We start from the raw sequence: 17,314 nt of genomic DNA on the forward strand, positions 1-17,314 counted from the left end.
TCATCAGTGCAGTTACCTTGAAGGGAAGGCTATACGTGACGGAATTTGATATTGGCGAATTTTTTATCCACGGCGATGCCAGGGAAGTAGACGGAGAGTTTCAAGCAGTTATCGTAATGCGTGCCAAACCACCCTTGACCACCGTCACTACGCATCAGGTAGAGAAGGACCGCTGGTTCAAAACCGTGGACGCCGCCGCCAGCGCCGCGAAGGACGCTGCCAAGGCGCTCAAGGCAGCCGTGGATTCAGGGGCGCTCACCTCCTGACAATCTGATAGAACTCTGCCGCGCCCCAAGCCTCCCATGCATACACACCTGAACCGCATGGAGTACGACATGGACACCACCACCCCCACGCTCGAAACCTTGTTCGATCAACTGGGCCTGGACTCGAGCCAGGAAGCCATCGAGCGCTTTACCGCCGAGCATCGCCTGCCGGATGATGTCAAACTCATCGACGCACCGTTCTGGAGCGAACAACAGGCGAGTTTCCTCAAGGAACAATTGCATGTAGATGCCGAATGGGCGCCTGCGGTGGATGACCTCAACGCACTGTTGCACGAATCGCCCAAGGAATAATTCAATGCAGGCTGTCTGACTGTTCCATGCGCAACAGCGCTTGCCAGGCAGTCCTGCACTCCTCGGCCTCATCGCGGCTGGCGAAGGCGGTACCGCGCTGCTCACCATTGAGCAATACCACCCAGCAAGCTTTCTGGCCCAGGGCACGCAAGGTCTGAGGTACGCCACTGCCGATCATTACGGCCACATCGACTTTGTTTTGCATGGAGTTTCTCCGCAGCATTAGTTAGCTTGCTAACAATGTTGGCCATGCTACGGTTTTATTCCAGTTGGAAAAAGCTATCTTCGGAATAGCTTCATTGCATAAATAGCAACAATCTACGCGCTGGACGCGGCCGGATGCTCGCGTAATGCTGTTGCAGGCGGGGCGGCCGGCTCACTGGCAGGCGCCCCCCTCACCCGCGTCAGGCTTGACGCTGGTGCTTGTCGATCTGCTCGTGGCGCTCTTGCGCTTCGATGCAGTACTTGGTGGTAGGACTGATCAGCAGGCGCTTGAGGCCGATAGGCTCGCCGCTGTCATCGCACCAGCCAAAGGAATCTTCCTTGATACGCTCCAAGGCCCGCTCAAGCTGCGGCAGCATGCGCTGGTCGCGATCAATGGCATTTACCAGCCAGGTGCGCTCTTCTTCCACAGAAGCGGCGTCAGCCGGGTCGGCCGGGGTGTCCAGGCTTTCAATGGCGATGCGGTTCTGTTCAATGCGCTCGTGGTGTTCCACTTTCATGTCTTGCAGCAACTTCTCGAAAAAAGCGTGCTGTTCGGCATTCATGTAGTCATCCGCCGGCATGGCCAGCAACTTTTCCTTTGTCATTGATTTCTCTATAAAAAATACGTGCATTAAGGCGAATAAGGGAGCGTTCCGGCAGGCCTCTGCAGGTCTCGGAAGGGCGCCGTCCATTTCAAGCGCCACCCGGCACTCAATTTACGAGGGGCGGCAGTCTAAGGCCGACTTGAGGGCGCAGCAACTGAAAAGACAGGCATTTTTTCCCAATTAACCCCCAAAGGCACCAGGACGGGCTTGGCGAACGGTCATCGGAGTGCGTTTATAGCAAGAAATTCAAGTTTGTGGAGCTATATAGAAGACAAACGGTTGAAAGTGGCTGATCCCGGACTAAATGTGGGAGGGGGCTTGCTCCCGATAGCGGTGTGTCAGCTTGCACATCTGTTTCTGGCTGACCGCTATCGGGAGCAAGCCCCCTCCCACATTTGATCTGATTTGGCCCTTGGATTCACTCAGCGCTTGAGCTTGCGCTTATTACGGTATTGGTCGATCACCACCGCCACCACGATGATCAGGCCCTTGATGATGTCCTGGATATACGCGTCAACGCCGACGAAGGTAAACCCGCTGGCCATCACGCCGAGGATCAGCGCGCCGATCACGGTGCCGGTGATGCGCCCTACCCCGCCCGCCAGGCTGGTGCCGCCGATCACCGCTGCGGCGATTGCATCCAGCTCATAGGACATGCCCATGCCCGCCTGGCCGGTAGCCGCACGTGCCGAAGCCACCACGCCGGCCAAGCCCGCCAGCAGGCCGGCGATGCTGTAGACGATGATCAAGTGGCGCTTGACGTTGATCCCCGAGGTGCGTGCCGCCTGCATGTTGCCGCCGATGGCGTAGGTGTATTTGCCGTACTTGGTGTAGCGCAGGGCGATATGGAAGATCACCGCTACCACCAGGAAGATAATCACCGGCATTGCGCCATGGCCGATAGCCGTATAGGAATCCGAGAGCATGCTCACCGGCTGGCCTTCGGTGTAATAACGCGCCAGGCCACGGGCCGAGACCATCATGCCCAGGGTCGCGATAAACGGCGGGATGCCGGTCACCGCAATAATGCTGCCGTTGATTGCCCCGGCCAGCAGCCCTACACCCAAGCCCATTGCCACCGGGATCCATACCGGCAGGTCGGTCAGGGACGGAAACACCGCCCGGGAAAAATCGGAGGTCTGCGCCAGGCTCGCGGCGATCATTGCTGACAAGGCCAGTACCGAGCCGGAAGACAGGTCGATCCCCGTGGTGATGATCACCTGGGTCACACCGATGGCCAGCAGGCCGATGATCGACACTTGCAGGATCATCAGCACCAGGCGCTGGGAGTTCATCAAGAAGCTCTGGTCGCGCACGATCCAGCCGAACAGTTCAAACACCAGGCCGATGCCGATCAGCACCAGGAAGATGCTCAGCTCGGTAGGCATGCGTCGACGGTTCTTGACCGGTGCCGTCGCCGGTTTGTTGTCTGTTATTGCGTTCATAACCCATCACCTTCTTATTCTGTAGATCAGTGGACCGCGGTCATGCCGGAAGCCAGCTGCATGACTTTTTCCTGGGTGGCCTCAGCGCGATCCAGGGTGCCCATCAGTTCGCCTTCGTGCATGACCATCACCCGGTCGCTCATGCCGAGCACTTCGGGCAGTTCGGAGGAAATCATGATCACCGCCATGCCTTCGCTGGCAAGGAAGGCGATCAAGCGATAGATCTCGGCCTTGGCGCCTACGTCGATGCCGCGGGTCGGCTCGTCGAGGATCAGCAGGCGTGGGTTGGTCATCAGCCAGCGCGCCAGCAAGGCCTTTTGCTGGTTGCCGCCGGACAGCGTGTCGATGCATTGCTCCAGGGATGGGGTTTTCACCCGCAGCTTCTTGCACATGTCTTCACACAACACACGCAGGGCTTTCTGCTGGATGAAGCCGTTGCCCGAATAGTGCGGCAACACTGCCATCTCCATGTTTTCCAGTACCGACAGGCACGGGAACAGGCCGCTGAGCTTGCGGTCCTCGGTCAACAGCGCAAAGCCCTTCTCGATGGCCATATGCGGGTCGGTGATGCGCACCGCCTGGCCGTCCAGGGTGATTTGCCCACCGGTGCTCGGGGTGATGCCAAAAATCGTTTCTGCCACATTGGTGCGCCCGGAGCCCATCAGCCCGGCGATGCCGAGGATTTCTCCGGCGTGCAGGTCGAAGGATACGTCCTTGAACACGCCGTCCAGGCTCAGGTCGCGCACCGACAGCAGCAGCTCACCAATGGGCGTCTCGCGCACCGGGAACAGCTGGCTGAGCTCACGCCCCACCATCATCGAGATCAGGCTGTCGCTGTCCATGCTGTCGGCACGTTGCAGGCCGATGTACTGGCCGTCGCGGAACACCGCCACTTCATCGGCGATGGCGAACACTTCGTTCATTTTGTGCGTGATGTAGACGATGCCTTTGCCCTGGGACTTGAGGTCGGCAATGATCGAAAACAGGTGGGCCACCTCCTTGTCGGTGATCGCCGAGGTGGGCTCATCCATGATCAGGATGTCGGAGTCATAGGACACCGCCTTGGCAATCTCGACCATCTGCCGCTCGGCGATGCTCAGGTTGCCGACCTGTTCTTCGGGGTCGAGGTTGATGCGAAGGCGCGCCAGCAACTCGGCGGTGCAACGATGCATTTCGCGGTGGTTGACCATGTGCAGGCTGTTGAGCTGCTCGCGGCCGATCCAGATGTTCTCGGCGATGCTCATGTGCGGCATCAGGTTGAGTTCCTGGTGGATCATCGCGATCCCGGCTTTCTGTGCCGCCAGCGGTGTGTCAAACACGATGGGCTTGCCGCGCAGGCGGATTTCCCCAGCGTCGGGCTGATAGATACCGGCGATGATTTTCATCAAGGTCGACTTGCCTGCGCCATTCTCGCCCATCAGCGCCAGCACCGTGCCGGGACGCACACGCAGTTGTACGTCGGCCAGGGCCACAACGCCGGGAAAGCCTTTGCTGATGTTGACGATTTCCAACAGGTAGGGTTCGTCCAGCGGCAACGGCTGGATACCGGGAGGCTGCGAGACAGCGGCATGAGCGAGCATAAGACAGTACTCCATCAGCAGGGCGGGCACGACCGCCCTGCCGGTTCATTGTTGTGATGTCAGGGCTACTTGAACTGGGCGACGTTGTCCGGAGTAATCAGCTGGAACGGAATGATCACGTTCTGCTCGACCGGCTCGTTCCTGGCCATCTTGCGCGCCGCCTCCACCGAACCCACGGCCTGGCCCTTGGCGTCCTGGAACGCGGAGGCGGCCATGTCACCCTTGGTGATTGCATTCAAGCCGTCCGGCGTACCGTCGACACCCGCGATCAGCACGCTGCCCTTTTCCTTGCCGGCCGATCTCAGCGCCATGGATGCACCAATGGCCATCTCATCGTTGTTGGCCAGCACTGCGTTGAACTCGCGGCCCTGGGTCAGCCAGTCGTTGACCAGGGTCATGCCCTTGTCCCGCAGCCAGATGCCGGTCTGTTCCTGTTCGATCTTGATGTCCGGGTATTTGGCGAGTACTTCCTTCACGCCCTTGGTGCGGTTGGTGGTGGAATTGTTCGCCAGGTCGCCCAGCAGGATCACGATCTTGCCCTTGCCACCGAGTTTCTCAGCGATGTACTGCATTTGCAGGCGTCCGGCCTCGACATCATCTGAGGTCACCGCCACCACGTCCTTGGGCAGGTCTTTCTGGTCGGGCCGGCGGTTGACGAACACCAGCGGAATGCCCGCCTTGGTCGCGGCATTGATGATGTTCTTGGTCGAGGCGGTATCGACCGGGTTGACGATAATGGCGTCGACTTTCTGGCTGATGAAGTTCTCCACCTGGCTCAGTTGCTTGACCACATCGGCACGGGCATCTTCAAACTGCAGTTGCACGCCATCGCCCTTGGGGTAGGACTTGGCTTGCTTGTCCATGTCTTCGCGCAGGTAGGTAAGGAAGGTGTCATCGAACGCGGACATCGTGACGCCCACCTTGAGATCGGCGGCGCCGGCAACACCACTGGCCAGCAGGATGGACAGGGCCAGCGCGGTAAAACGGATCGGGGTCTTCATGAACGGTCTGTCTCCACTTTCTTGTTGGTTTTTTTGGACGTTGCGTTGATCAGGCCTCGGCCGGCACTCGCACCACCGGCGCGCCTGGAATGCAGCAGAGCAGCGCGCCCTGGTTTTCGACGCACAGCACATTAAGGAAGGAGAAGTAGAACGGTCGGGCGCGGGGCAGGCGGCGAGGCGTTTGAGCTGGGCGTAAAACTCGCAGTACAGCGTTGAAGATTTTCATCTGACGGTACCTGGTTGTTTTTGATCTTGTTTTTGTTGAGTCGCCCCAAACGTGTGCGGGACGGACTTTATGCAACCTGGAAAAGACTCTATTAGAAAATAATTTCCATATCAACCTGTTTTAGAATTTTATTCTATTTTTGTCGAAACCACCTGCTGGCGCTCGGCACTCAGGCGCGCGGCATCCAATATACGGGTGGTTTCCAGCGCGTCATAGGCGCTTACCGGCAGCGGCCCCTGGCCGTGCACCGCCGCTTGCAGCTGGCGATAGAACTGGGTCCAGCAGCCCTTCTCCGATGGCACCCGCTCACGTTCCGGCCCCTGCTCGAACCAGCCCCAGCGTCGATGTTCCTCGGCCCCCCAATGCTCGCCTTCGGTCTTCGGCGATTTACCGGCCATCAACGCGTCTTCCTGGCCGTCCAAGCCTTCGACGGTGTAGCAACCCAAGCTGCCACTGACCCGAAAGCGTGGTGCCTGGCTGTTCTGCAAGGCGTTGCCCCACAGGTGTGAAATCACGCCATTGGCGTGGGTCAAGGAAACAAAGAAGCCGTGATCCACGCTGGGGTATTGCGCGGTGTAGTGCAGTTGGGCGAACACTCGATCCACCGGGCCGAACAGTTGCAGCGCCTGGTCCACCAGATGGCTGCCCAGGTCGCGCAGCCATCCGCCGCCACTGGCATTGCCCACAGCCTCTGGGCTGTAGCGCTCCACGCGGGATTCAAACCGGGTGATGCTGCCGAGGGCACCGGCGTCGATGAGTTTGCGCAGGGTCAGGTAATCCGAGTCCCAGCGCCGGTTCTGGTAGACGCTGAGCAGGGAACCCTGGCGCTCGGCGGCGGTGATCAAGGCTTGGGCCTGTTCGGCGTTGGCGGCAAAGGGCTTATCGCTGACCACGGTTACACCGTGTTCGATGGCTTCCAGTACTAATGCAGGGCGGCCTTTGAGGGTGGTGGAGATGACCAGGGCGTCGACGCCGGCTTCGACGATCTGGCCGATGGAGTCAAAAGCCTTCACGCCTGGAAGGTCGGTACTTAATTGCTGGCGGCGTTCGGCTGAGCGTGTGACGACGCCTACAAACGTCGCGCCTTGCAACGTTGCAATCAGCGGCGCATGAAAGAAGCGCCCTCCGTGGCCGTAGCCGACTAGTCCAATTCGCATGCATACACTCCTGACTTGAAGTGAAAACCAATCCAAATGTGGGAGGGGGCTTGCTCCCGATAGCGGTAGATCAGATACATACTGGGTGACTGACCCACCGATATCGGGAGCAAGCCCCCTCCCACATTGACCCGGTTCCACCTGTGAGATTGGGATCAGCTGTAGAAGTGTGGGCGATCCGGCAAGCTGACTTTCACAATCTGCCCGCTGCCCTGGGCTTCAATGCAGGCATCTGCCGCCACCGCCGCCGCATACCCATCCCAGGCCGACGGCCCACCCACCTGTCCAGCGCGCACGCTGTCAATGAAGGCCTGCAACTCCACGTCATAGGCGCCGATAAAGCGGTCCTTCCAGTCCATCAGGATCGCGTTGGACAGCTTCGCGTCACTGCGCAGTTGCACCTGGGACGGCTCCGGCAACTTGGCGATGCCGGTCTCCCCCACCACTTCGCACTGGATGTCGTAGCCGTATTGGCAGTTCACAAATACCTCCACGTCGATACGCGTGCCCTTGGCGGTTTCCAGCAGCACGATCTGCGGGTCGCGCAGGTGGGCCAGGGCCTTGCTGGTCTTGCGCGGGAACACCACCTGCACGGAAACGTAGTCGTCGTCGAGCAGCCAGCGCAACACATCCAACTCGTGGATCAGGGTGTCGGTGATCGCCATGTCGGTCTTGTAGTTCTCGCCCACCGTGGGGTTACGGTGCGCGCAGTGCAGCATCAACGGCTCGCCGATCTGGCCGCTGTCGATTACGGCTTTCAAGGCACGATAGCCTTCGTCATACGGACGCATGAAACCCACTTGCACCAGGCGCTTGCCATGGGCGACTTCGGCTTCGACGATCTTGCGACAACCTTCGGCGGTGACCGCCAGAGGCTTTTCACAGAACACCGGTTTGCCGGCGGCGATGGCGGCCAGTACGAACGCTTCGTGGCTTGGACCCCATGAAGTCACCAGCACCGCTTCGACCTGCGGCGAGCTGATCAGTGCATGGCCGTCCGGGTACACCTCTGCGTCCAGCTTCAAGTCCGCGACCACCTTGGCGGCCTGCTCAAGGTTGATATCGGTGACCGCCACCACCTGGCTGTTGAGCAGGGTCTGGCTGCAACGACGGATATGGTCACGGCCGATGGCGCCTGTGCCGATTACACCTATCCGCAGTGAATTAGAAAGCAAAGACATGCAAACACTCCTCTTGTTATTAGTACTGCCGGGCTTTCGCCAGGTGTTCATTGAGTTTTTTCGCAGCGGCATTGGTGCGTTCGCTGGTGGACACCTGCGCCACGCCCACTCGCCACCACGACAGGTAGCCGTGAATCATGGTCTTGGGCAGCACCTTGATATCGATCAGCGTCGAGACGCTTTGCGCGCGCGCATCCGCCAGGGCCGCTTCGAGCTGTTCCACCGTGCTGACCTTGTAAGTCTTGCAGCCATAGGCCGCCGCACTCATGGCGAAGTCCACCGGCACCAGGCCACCGTCGAGCTTGCCGCTCTCGGGGTTGCGGTAGCGGAACTCGGTGCCGAAGCTGTCCATGCCATTGCCGATCTGCAGGTTGTTGATACAGCCGAAAGCCATGTTGTCGAGCAGCACCACGTTGATCTTGCGCCGCTCCTGGATCGAGGTGGCCAGTTCCGAGTGCAGCATCATGTAGGAGCCATCACCGACCAGCGCATAGACCTCCTTGGTCGGCTCGGCCAGCTTCACGCCAAGGGCCGCGTTGATCTCGTAGCCCATGCACGAATAGCCGTATTCGACGTGGTAGGTGTTGACGCCCTTGCTGCGCCAGGCCCGTTGCAAATCGCCAGGCAGGCTGCCGGCGGCGGCGACGATGATCGCGTCGTCGGCCAGGGTCTGGTTGAGCACGCCAAGCACACGGCTTTGGGTCAGGCATGAGCCGGTCAGCTCGATAAATTCACGCAGTACTCCACGGTCCAGGTGGTCGTCGACTTCGGGGACGAACCCATCGTCCTGGTATTCCACCTGATGCACACGATCCACTTCGGCATCGAGTTGCGCCTTGGCGTCAGCGATTTGCTCACCCCAGCCGGAGCGGTAATCGCCCAGGGCATCGGCCAGCGCTTGAAGGGCGACCTTGGCATCCGCCAGCACTTGCACGCCGTCGAGTTTCAAGGCGTCGCACGGGCTGATATTGAGGTTGAGAAACTTCACCTCGGCGTGCTTGAACAGCGATTTGGACGAGGTAGTGAAGTCGGTATAACGGGTGCCGATGCCAATGATCAGGTCGGCTTCGGGCGCCAGCAGGTTGGCCGCCAGGCAGCCGGTTTCGCCGATGCCGCCGACATTCAGCGGATGGCTGGAAACCACTGCGCTCTTGCCCGCCTGAGTTTCCGCGAAGGGAATCGCAAAGCGCTCGGCGAAGGCTTGCAGCGCGGCATTGGCGCCGGAGTACTTCACCCCGCCACCGCAAATGATCAGCGGCTTGCGCTTGCCATGAAACGCGGCAAGCGCATCACCGATCATCGCCGCAGTGGCCGGGCGCCGGTCGATGCGATGCACGCGTTTTTGCAGGAAATAGTCGGGATAGTCCCAGACTTCGGCCTGTACGTCCTGGGGCAAGGCCAGGGTCACCGCACCGGTTTCCGCAGGATCTGTGAGCACGCGCATGGCCTGGATCGCCGCCGTCATCAATTGCTCAGGGCGGTTGATGCGGTCCCAGTATTTGCTCACGGAGCGAAACGCGTCGTTGGTGCTGATGCTCAGGTCGTGGAACTGCTCGATCTGCTGCAGCACCGGATCCGGCTGGCGGCTGGCGTAGACATCGCCGGGCAACAGCAGCAACGGGATGCGGTTGGCCGTGGCGGTGGCCGCAGCGGTGAGCATATTCGCAGCGCCAGGCCCGACCGAGGCGGTGCATGCATAGATCTTGCGCCGCAGGTGCTGCTTGGCAAAACCGATGGCGGCATGTGCCATGCCCTGCTCGTTGCGGCCCTGGTGCACCACCAAGTCGCCGCTGTCCTGCTCCAGGGCCTGGCCGAGACCCAACACATTGCCATGGCCGAAAATGGTGAATACGCCGGCAACAAACTTGCTCTGTACGCCGTCGACTTCGATGTATTGGTTATCCAGGAACTTCACCATGGCCTGGGCCATGGTCAATCGTGTGGTGGTCATGACGCGCCCCTTATGGTTTTTGCAGGTGGGCGATGCTTGCCCCCAAGGCCTGCTGAATATCCGCTAACCCATGCACGCTTTCGGCAAAGGGTTCGAACGACAGATAGCCCCTGTAGCCAGTACTCAGCAAGGTGTCGATCTGCGCCGCATTGCCGAGGATATCGCCCTCGCCCACCAGTACGCGGTGGCCGTCGCCGATCGCGTTGAGCGGCGCGTCGCGATCTTCCACCCCGGAGATATGCACCAGACCGGTCAGTTCGGGAAAGAACTCATGCTCGCCGGCCAGGTGATGGTGGAAGGTGTCATGCACCACTCGGAACACATCCAGGCCACCGATGGACTTGATCGCCTCCACCGCCACGCGCTTGCGACGCAGGGCGGATACTTCAAAGCCCAGGGGTTCGACGAAACCGAGAATCCCGTACTCGCGCAGGATGGGCGCCAGTTCGCTCAACGCGGTGCGCAAAGCGGCGGCGCGCTGCGCGTCGGTGCGCGTGTCGCCGGGCTCATTGAACGGGCACATCACCAGACCCTGGGCGCCGCATTCACGCGCGTAGGTGGCAAGCTCCAACGCTTGGGCACGGCGCTCGTCGTTCCACACGTCAAAGGGGTACAACGCGTTGATCGACAGCACCGTAATACCCTGCGCCGCGCACAACTCACGCACGCGAGTGGCGGGCATGCCGTATTCGATTTCGCGGTTCTTGAGGTCGTTGCGGATCTCGATGGCATCGCACTTGAGGGCCTTGGCCATCTGGATGAAATCCGCCAGGGCCAGGTCAGGCGCGACCATGCGGTTAAGGGCAAAACGTAGCGGCGACTTCATTGTTGTTGTTCTCCGTCCAAACCGTTTAAAGGTCCAGCAGCCAGCTGTGCTGCGGGTCGTTATGGAAATGCCAGGCGCGCTTGGGGCCGGCCATCACGTTGAGGTAATACGACTCGTAGCCGTATGGCACGCTGACCGGGTGGTAACCCTTGGGCACCACCACCAGGTCGCTGTTTTCCACGGCCATGGCCTGGTCGATGCTGCGGTCATCGGTGTACACGCGCTGGAAGACAAAGCCCTGGGGCGGGTTGATCTGGTGGTAATAGGTCTCTTCCAGGAAGCTCTGGTGCGGCAGGTCGTCGGTGTCGTGCTTGTGCGGCGGGTAGCTTGAGGAATGCCCCGACGGTGTGCGCACTTCCACCACCAGCAGCGAATGGGCCGGCTCGCTATCGGGCAGGATGTCGCACACATAGCGGGTGTTGGCGCCTTTGCCACGCACACTGCGCTTGCACTGCTCGGGGCGGATCAGGCGCGGGGCAAAACCCTTGGCACCCGGAGCGGCGCAGACGGCGATCTGTACATCGCTCAAGGCGCTGACCTGAGCATCGGTGCCGGGCGGCAGGTAGGCGGCGAACGGTGATTTGTCTTCGAACACCGACTGGCGATCACCGAGGTTCTGCCAACTGAAACCCGCGCCTTCGATGTTTACCCGACCGCTGAGCAACACCAGGCACAACTCCTGATCGCCCGCGCTGATCGGCAGGCTTTCGCCCAGGCTCAGGCGGTAGGCGGCAAAGCCTACGTAGTCCAGGCGCCCGGCTTCCAGGGCGACCATGGTTTGCCCGCGTTTGCTGCTTTTGACCAACAAGCTCATCACTCAAGTCCTCTGGTTGAGAAGCGCACGCAAGGTGTCATAACCCTTTTTTGCGTAGATATAGCTGGGCACCACGGCCGGGTCCTGCTCGGCTTCCACCACCAGCCAGCCCTCGTAGTTCGCCGCCAGCAGTACGTCCAGCAACGGTGCAAAATCGATGTCGCCATCGCCGGGCACAGTGAAAGTGCCGTTGACGATGCAATCGGGAAAGCTCCACATCTGGTTGCGCGCCAGTTGCACCACGGGTTTGCGCACATCCTTGAAATGCACGTGGCAGACACGGTCGATATGCTTGCGCAACACCTCGATGGGTTCGCCGCCGCCCATGTAGCAGTGGCCCGAATCGAACAGCAGGCCGACTTCAGGCCCCGTGCGCTGCATCAGCTGGTCGATGTCTTCGGGGGACTCGACATAGGCGCCCATATGGTGGTGGTACGCCAGGCGTACCCCCTGGGACAGGGTGAAGCGCGCCAGTTCGGTGAGTTTGTCGGCATAGTCCTGCCAAGCCTGCTCGCTATGGAAACGCGGGCGTTCGATCAAACGAATGCGCGAGCCCTGGATCGAATCAGCCACTTCGCCATACACCAGCACCGAGGCGCCGTTGTGCCTGAGCAGTTCGACATGACCGGCAATCGCCTCGATTTCCTCGGCCACGGAGCGACGGGCCAGGCGGCTGGAGTACCAGCCGGAGACGAGGGCCAGGTCATAGGGGCGCAACACGTCGCCGACACCCTTGGCATCCTTGGGGAATTTGCCGTTGAGTTCAAAACCTTCGTAGCCGATGTCCTTGCCTTCGCTCAGGGCCGTGCTCAGCGGGGTTTCACCGCCGAGGGCCGGCAGGTCGTCGTTGCTCCAGGAGATCGGGTTGATGCCAATTCGGATTGCGGGCATGGCTGCACCTTTATTATTCAAGTCGCTTCTCAACTGTAGGAGCGAGCTTGCTCGCGAAGATCGCTAACGATTACACCGGCATTCTGACGAAACGCGGTGTCCATGCGTTTTTCGCGAGCAAGCTCGCTCCTACAGGTATCGGTCATGTATCAGGTTCGAGCACTGCGCCAGGCATTGATGAGTTGTTCGAAGGTAGCCTGTACCTGCTGGATCAAGGTCTCATCATCGATCTCCCCCGCCATCCACGCCCGGCTCGGCTCCTGGAAGATCGTGCGGCCTACGGCAAACCCACGGCAGGTGGTGCTCAGGCGTGCTTGCTGGAAACCATCGGCGAGGCATTCGGCGGACGCGTTCAGGCCCAGCAGCACCACGCCCCGGCAGTACGGGTCGCGCTCCTGGATCAGTTCGTCGAGCTTCTTCCAATCCTCGGCCGACTGCGCCTCGATCTTCCACCAGGCCGGGTAGATGCCCAGGTTGTACAGGCGCTTGAGGCTGCGGTAGAGCACGTCGGGGTAAGTCGATGGATGATCCTTGGGCGGGATGACTTCCAGCAGCAGCTCATGCCCGCTCACGATGGAGGCCTCGTACACCGCCTTGAGTTGCGCTTCCTGCTCCAGGCGCAGCATCGGTTCGTCATCGGGGTGGAATTGCACCAGGCACTTGATGATCTGTTCCTGGGGCCAGGCAATCAGGTTGCTGCCCACCGAGCGGCCGTGTTCGAACGCCAGGGGCCGTGAGTTCTGCACTTCCACCGGGCGTGCGATCCACCAGCCGCGACCGCTGGCGGCGTTGAGGGCATCCTGGCCGAAACGTTGGTCGGCGAGCAGGCCCACGTCGGCCTCGACGCCCTGCTCGCCGAGCTTGCGCTCCACGCGTTCGATGGCCTGGATAAACAGCTGCTTGATCGCACTGATGCGCGTAGGGTCCTGGCCGCCCTTTTGCGCCAGGTCCACCAGTTGCCAGCGGTGGTCGAAGGCAAACACGAACAGTTGCTTCCAGGCCTTGCGCGGCACCGTTACGCGGTGCAGGCGTTGCAGGGTCACGTCCTGGTCCGGGCGGGTAATGGGCACCGGGCTGCTGAACAGGTAATCGAGCTCAGCGGGAGTGGGCATGGCCGGCGCACAGGCATGGCGCGAAACCACCAGGCCACCGCAGGCATTGGCCAACTGACTGCAACGTTCATCGCTGGCGTCATTGATCCAACCGCTGAGGAAGCCTGACATGAAGGCATCGCCGGCCCCCAGCACATTGAGCACTTCCACGCGCACACCGGGGTAGATCGCCCCGTCCTCCAGCCGCGCAGGAATCGCGCCGTGGATGACCGTACAACCCTGGGGACCCAGCTTGACTACCAGGGTCGCAGGCGTCAGTTCGCGTACGGTGCGCAACGCGGTGAGCAGGTCTTCACTGCCACCGGCGATAAGGAATTCTTCTTCAGTGCCGACGATCAGGTCGAAACGCGGCAGGATCTTCTGCACATGCTGGCTGACATTTTGGTCGGCGACGAAACGGGTTTCGCCATCGGCCTTGCCCGCCAGGCCCCACAGCACCGGGCGGTAGTCGATATCCAGCACGCGCTTGACGTTGTGCTTGGCGGCGTAATCCAGGGCCTGGATGCTGGCCTTGTACACGCCGTCGGTGGAGAAGTGCGTACCGGTGATCAACAGCGCTTTGCTGGAGGCAATAAAGGCTTCGCTGATGTCTTCGGCGCGCAGGGCCATGTCGGCGCAGTTTTCGCGGTAGAACACCAACGGGAAGGTTTCACGATCCTTGAGGCCCAGCAGCACCAGGGCGGTGAGGCGCTCCGGGTCGACCTTGATACCGCTGACATCGCAGCCTTCACGGGCCAGGGATTCCACCAGAAAACGGCCCATATGGTCGTCGCCCACGCGGCTCAGCATCGCTGACTTGAGACCCAGCCTGGCGGTGCCGAAGGCGATGTTGGCGGAAGAACCGCCGAGGTACTTGGCGAAGCTGGTCACGTCCTCAAGCCGCGCACCGACTTGCTGCGCATAGAGGTCGACGCCCAGGCGCCCGAGGCAAATCAGATCCAATTGACGCCCACTGGCAAAACGAGTCTGGCCCATGCTGGCTCCTGTTATTTTTATCAGCCTGCGTTGTGCCGCCGTGGCGACGGCAAACGCTCTTGGTGGGAGCAGACTAGAACGTCCAGCGGTGGCAATCAATATTTATTCCATAATTATTTTTAGTGGAATATTTTTTCCAATACGTCAGCATAGCGGCACGCCAGCGCCCGTGCATCGTTTCAGCAGGCCACACGGGCCGTGATGCCGAGGTATTTTTTTGCGCCTACCCTGTAGACTTGCGCCACCCATCAGCGCATCAGACGAACACGCCAGAAGGATTGCCCATGTCCCGCACCGATCCCGAGACCACCCTGGAAGAAACTGTCGCCAGCCCTCCGATCAATGCCGAACGCCTGTTGCAGCTGATCACCGACGAATACGAGAGCCTGCCGCGCCAGCTCAAGCGCATCGCCAGCTACATGAGTCAGCAGAGCGACCGGATCATGGTCGACCGCATCAGCGACATTGCCCGCGAATGCGAAGTGCACCCCTCGGCCATCGTGCGGTTCTCCCAGCGTTTCGGCTTCAGCGGGTTCAGCGAGATGCAGGCGCTGTTTCGCGAGGCGTATACCCACAAGACCACGCCGGTGCAGAACTACCAGCAGCGCATCCGCAGCATGATCGCCAATAAATCGCAGAAGGCCAGCGGCGGCGACCTGGCGCGCGAATGCGTCAACGCGACCCTCTCCGGCATCGAGCGCCTGGGCCTGGAGCTGGACGATACCGCCTTCGAAAAAGCCGTGGACCTGGTGGTCAATGCCGACAACATCTACGTGGTTGGCGTGCGTCGCTCCTTCGCGGTGGCCGACTACCTGGTCTACAACCTGCAGCACACCAACAAGCGCATCCACCTGATCTCTGGCCTGGGCGGCAGTTATCGCGAGCAGATGCGCAGTGTGCGCGCCAATGACCTGGTGATCGCGATCAGCTTCACGCCCTACGGCAAGGAGACCCAGCACTGTCTGCGCATTGCCCAGCATCACCAGGCCAAGACCCTGATCATCACTGACAGCAACCTGTCACCGCTGGCCAAGCGCGCGAATGCGGTATTGCTGGTGAATGAAGGTTCGTCGTTTGCCTTTCGCTCGCTGAGCGCCACCTTGTGCCTGTGCCAGGCGCTGTTTATTGCGGTGGCGTATCGGTTGGAATTGAAGGTGGATGAGATTCATGAGCAGGTCGGGTTCGACGACTGACGCGCTCCACCTGTAGGAGCGAGCTTGCTCGCGAAAACCCATAGGCATCGCGGCCATCCAGGATGCCCGCGTTATCGTTAACGATCTTCGCGAGCAAGCTCGCTCCTACAGTAATTGCGCCAGGGCCCGGCCGTGGAAGCGGATCTGCGCGAGGGTCAACGCGGTGTAGCCGATAATCACGGCGGGCGGCGACGTCACATCGACACAAAACTTGCCCAACGGTTGCAAGCTCAACCCGGCGTTGGCGGCGCGGGCGCAGAAGTCCGCCTCTTGCACCCCGGGCGGCAACCACAACACAAAATGCAGCCCGGCCTGCTGGCCACTGACCGTGACGCCCTCCGGCAGACAGGCAAGCAACGCATCCCGCCGCGCCTGATACGCCTGGCGAGAAGCCCGCAGGTGCCGCACGAAGGCACCACTGCCAAGAAATTCCACCAAGCCCAACTGGTCGGTTGCACCCACTGAATGCCCGGTCAATTGCAAGGTGCGCAGCAGTGCCGGGCGCAGGATCTTGGGCACCACCATGAAGCCGACCCGCAAGCCGGGAAACAGGTTTTTGTTGAAGCTTCCGCAATAGAGCACGCGGTCGTTCGAATCCAGGGACTTGAGCGCCGCCAGAGGTGCGCTGTTGTAGTTGTACTCGCTGTCGTAGTCATCCTCCACCACCCAGGCATCCGCCCGGTTCGCCCAGTCCAGCAGTGCCAGGCGGCGTGACACCGATAGGGTCACGCCCAGCGGCGCCTGGTGCGCTGGGCTGACATAGGCCAGCCGTGCGTGCTCGGGGAGCTGGTCGGTATCGAGGCCTTCGGCCGTGACGGCGATCGCCTGGACCCGCGCCCCGGCGAGGCCGAACAAACGCCGCGCCGGTGTGTAGCCGGGGTCTTCGACGCAGGCGGTGTCACCTGGATGGAGCAGGGTGCGCGCAATCAGGTCAAGGCCATGGCGAATGCCCGTGGTGACGATCACTTCATCAGCCTCGCACTGCATGCCGCGATAGCGGCGCAGGTAATCCGCGATCAGTTCGCGCAAGGCCGGCAACCCGCCGGGGTGCGCAGCCTCCAGCACGCCGGGACCTGCCGCCAGCAACCCGCGGGAGAGGCAGCGCGCCCAGGTTTTCAGGTCGAACAGGCTGGCATCCGGACGTCGTGCGACAAAGGGCACGTGGCTCTGCACGCCGGCGTGAGGAAAGTCGGGCTCAACCGGTCGGCGCAGGTTTTGCTTGGCCACCGGGGCTGCGATGAATTGCTCCGGAATCACCGCACACACCCGCGTGCCGGAGCCGGCCACACGCTGCACATAGCCTTCGCTGTGCAAACGGTCAAAAGCGGCCTCGAGGGTGCCACGTGAGACCTGCCAGCGCTCGGCCAGGCTGCGGGTCGACGGCAAACGACTGCCTGCCGGCAACTGTCGAGCCAGGATTGCCTCGCGCAACGCCTCGTAGGCGCCCTGCTGCTTGCCTGCATCCAGCGTATCGGGGCGCGGCAGGTCAAGGTTGGAGGCAGCTTTTCCGCGGCTCATAGTGGTCCAGTCATCCATGGCATAAGTGGTCCTGAGGATTAAACCACAAAGTCGCTA

17 protein-coding genes are annotated in these 17,314 nt (G+C 61.1%); 3 read left to right on the top strand and 14 right to left on the bottom strand.

Annotated elements, in window-relative coordinates:
* Positions 1–35: 35 nt before the first annotated feature.
* Both ASD70_RS11275 and ASD70_RS11280 read left to right on the top strand, forming a co-directional pair.
* On the top strand, positions 36–266 hold the full coding sequence (locus ASD70_RS11275; protein ID WP_034120023.1) for a hypothetical protein: 231 nt from the start codon (positions 36–38) through the stop codon (positions 264–266).
* A gap of 69 nt (positions 267–335) precedes the next feature.
* Positions 336–578 (top strand): DUF2789 domain-containing protein, encoded by a 243-nt coding sequence (locus tag ASD70_RS11280; protein ID WP_034120024.1) that lies wholly within the window; start codon positions 336–338, stop codon positions 576–578.
* A 1-nt stretch (position 579) separates the two neighbouring features.
* Here ASD70_RS11280 and ASD70_RS11285 read toward each other — a convergent pair whose 3' ends face one another.
* From ASD70_RS11285 to ASD70_RS11340, 13 genes are all read right to left on the bottom strand, one after another.
* On the bottom strand, positions 580–783 hold the full coding sequence (locus tag ASD70_RS11285; RefSeq protein WP_056846458.1) for a hypothetical protein: 204 nt from the start codon (positions 781–783) through the stop codon (positions 580–582).
* A 199-nt stretch (positions 784–982) separates the two neighbouring features.
* On the bottom strand, positions 983–1,387 hold the full coding sequence (locus tag ASD70_RS11290; protein ID WP_003191666.1) for a TraR/DksA family transcriptional regulator: 405 nt from the start codon (positions 1,385–1,387) through the stop codon (positions 983–985).
* A gap of 422 nt (positions 1,388–1,809) precedes the next feature.
* A complete protein-coding gene (locus ASD70_RS11295) occupies positions 1,810–2,832 on the bottom strand; it encodes an ABC transporter permease (RefSeq protein WP_003191668.1) in 1,023 nt (340 codons plus the stop codon).
* A gap of 26 nt (positions 2,833–2,858) precedes the next feature.
* Positions 2,859–4,412, bottom strand: a complete 1,554-nt coding sequence (locus ASD70_RS11300; RefSeq protein WP_056846459.1) for a sugar ABC transporter ATP-binding protein — start codon at positions 4,410–4,412, stop codon at positions 2,859–2,861.
* Between the two features lie 65 nt (positions 4,413–4,477).
* On the bottom strand, positions 4,478–5,413 hold the full coding sequence (locus ASD70_RS11305) for a sugar ABC transporter substrate-binding protein (RefSeq protein ID WP_046072288.1): 936 nt from the start codon (positions 5,411–5,413) through the stop codon (positions 4,478–4,480).
* A 49-nt stretch (positions 5,414–5,462) separates the two neighbouring features.
* Positions 5,463–5,639: a hypothetical protein gene (locus tag ASD70_RS29125; protein ID WP_173664485.1), complete on the bottom strand. Its 177-nt coding sequence runs from the start codon at positions 5,637–5,639 to the stop codon at positions 5,463–5,465.
* A gap of 128 nt (positions 5,640–5,767) precedes the next feature.
* Entirely contained in the window at positions 5,768–6,796 is a 1,029-nt protein-coding gene (locus tag ASD70_RS11310; RefSeq protein ID WP_046072287.1) for a Gfo/Idh/MocA family protein, read from the bottom strand.
* Between the two features lie 155 nt (positions 6,797–6,951).
* Entirely contained in the window at positions 6,952–7,977 is a 1,026-nt protein-coding gene (locus tag ASD70_RS11315) for a Gfo/Idh/MocA family protein (protein ID WP_046072286.1), read from the bottom strand.
* Positions 7,978–7,996: 19 nt separating this feature from the next.
* A complete protein-coding gene (gene iolD, locus ASD70_RS11320; RefSeq protein ID WP_056846460.1) occupies positions 7,997–9,928 on the bottom strand; it encodes a 3D-(3,5/4)-trihydroxycyclohexane-1,2-dione acylhydrolase (decyclizing) in 1,932 nt (643 codons plus the stop codon).
* A 10-nt stretch (positions 9,929–9,938) separates the two neighbouring features.
* A complete protein-coding gene (locus ASD70_RS11325) occupies positions 9,939–10,754 on the bottom strand; it encodes a TIM barrel protein (protein ID WP_056846461.1) in 816 nt (271 codons plus the stop codon).
* Between the two features lie 25 nt (positions 10,755–10,779).
* Complete coding sequence (gene iolB, locus ASD70_RS11330) at positions 10,780–11,568, bottom strand: 5-deoxy-glucuronate isomerase (RefSeq protein WP_056846462.1); 789 nt, start codon at positions 11,566–11,568, stop codon at positions 10,780–10,782.
* Positions 11,569–11,571: 3 nt separating this feature from the next.
* Positions 11,572–12,459, bottom strand: coding sequence for a myo-inosose-2 dehydratase (gene iolE, locus ASD70_RS11335; protein WP_056846463.1), 888 nt, complete (start codon positions 12,457–12,459; stop codon positions 11,572–11,574).
* Positions 12,460–12,608: 149 nt separating this feature from the next.
* Complete coding sequence (locus tag ASD70_RS11340) at positions 12,609–14,546, bottom strand: bifunctional 5-dehydro-2-deoxygluconokinase/5-dehydro-2-deoxyphosphogluconate aldolase (protein ID WP_046072281.1); 1,938 nt, start codon at positions 14,544–14,546, stop codon at positions 12,609–12,611.
* Positions 14,547–14,830: 284 nt separating this feature from the next.
* Here ASD70_RS11340 and ASD70_RS11345 point away from each other — a divergent pair, with 284 nt between their 5' ends.
* Positions 14,831–15,739 carry a MurR/RpiR family transcriptional regulator gene (locus ASD70_RS11345; protein WP_043050572.1) on the top strand — a complete coding sequence of 303 codons (909 nt, stop codon included), beginning with the start codon at positions 14,831–14,833 and terminating at the stop codon, positions 15,737–15,739.
* Positions 15,740–15,844: 105 nt separating this feature from the next.
* Here the strand turns inward: ASD70_RS11345 and pdxR are convergent, their stop codons facing one another.
* Positions 15,845–17,257, bottom strand: coding sequence for a MocR-like pyridoxine biosynthesis transcription factor PdxR (gene pdxR, locus ASD70_RS11350; protein ID WP_056846492.1), 1,413 nt, complete (start codon positions 17,255–17,257; stop codon positions 15,845–15,847).
* Positions 17,258–17,314: the final 57 nt, after the last annotated feature.

It is taken from the genome of Pseudomonas sp. Root569 (assembly GCF_001427465.1).
Classification (GTDB): domain Bacteria; phylum Pseudomonadota; class Gammaproteobacteria; order Pseudomonadales; family Pseudomonadaceae; genus Aquipseudomonas; species Aquipseudomonas synxantha.

Coding starts and splice junctions, on each gene's coding strand:
- ASD70_RS11280 (WP_034120024.1), top strand. CDS start 336: ATGGACACCACCACCCCCACGCTCGAAACCTTGTTCGATCAACTGGGC.
- ASD70_RS11285 (WP_056846458.1), bottom strand. CDS start 783: ATGCAAAACAAAGTCGATGTGGCCGTAATGATCGGCAGTGGCGTACCT.
- ASD70_RS11290 (WP_003191666.1), bottom strand. CDS start 1,387: ATGACAAAGGAAAAGTTGCTGGCCATGCCGGCGGATGACTACATGAAT.
- ASD70_RS11295 (WP_003191668.1), bottom strand. CDS start 2,832: ATGAACGCAATAACAGACAACAAACCGGCGACGGCACCGGTCAAGAAC.
- ASD70_RS11300 (WP_056846459.1), bottom strand. CDS start 4,412: ATGCTCGCTCATGCCGCTGTCTCGCAGCCTCCCGGTATCCAGCCGTTG.
- ASD70_RS11305 (WP_046072288.1), bottom strand. CDS start 5,413: ATGAAGACCCCGATCCGTTTTACCGCGCTGGCCCTGTCCATCCTGCTG.
- ASD70_RS29125 (WP_173664485.1), bottom strand. CDS start 5,639: ATGAAAATCTTCAACGCTGTACTGCGAGTTTTACGCCCAGCTCAAACG.
- ASD70_RS11310 (WP_046072287.1), bottom strand. CDS start 6,796: ATGCGAATTGGACTAGTCGGCTACGGCCACGGAGGGCGCTTCTTTCAT.
- ASD70_RS11315 (WP_046072286.1), bottom strand. CDS start 7,977: ATGTCTTTGCTTTCTAATTCACTGCGGATAGGTGTAATCGGCACAGGC.
- iolD (WP_056846460.1), bottom strand. CDS start 9,928: ATGACCACCACACGATTGACCATGGCCCAGGCCATGGTGAAGTTCCTG.
- ASD70_RS11325 (WP_056846461.1), bottom strand. CDS start 10,754: ATGAAGTCGCCGCTACGTTTTGCCCTTAACCGCATGGTCGCGCCTGAC.
- iolB (WP_056846462.1), bottom strand. CDS start 11,568: ATGAGCTTGTTGGTCAAAAGCAGCAAACGCGGGCAAACCATGGTCGCC.
- iolE (WP_056846463.1), bottom strand. CDS start 12,459: ATGCCCGCAATCCGAATTGGCATCAACCCGATCTCCTGGAGCAACGAC.
- ASD70_RS11340 (WP_046072281.1), bottom strand. CDS start 14,546: ATGGGCCAGACTCGTTTTGCCAGTGGGCGTCAATTGGATCTGATTTGC.
- ASD70_RS11345 (WP_043050572.1), top strand. CDS start 14,831: ATGTCCCGCACCGATCCCGAGACCACCCTGGAAGAAACTGTCGCCAGC.
- pdxR (WP_056846492.1), bottom strand. CDS start 17,257: ATGAGCCGCGGAAAAGCTGCCTCCAACCTTGACCTGCCGCGCCCCGAT.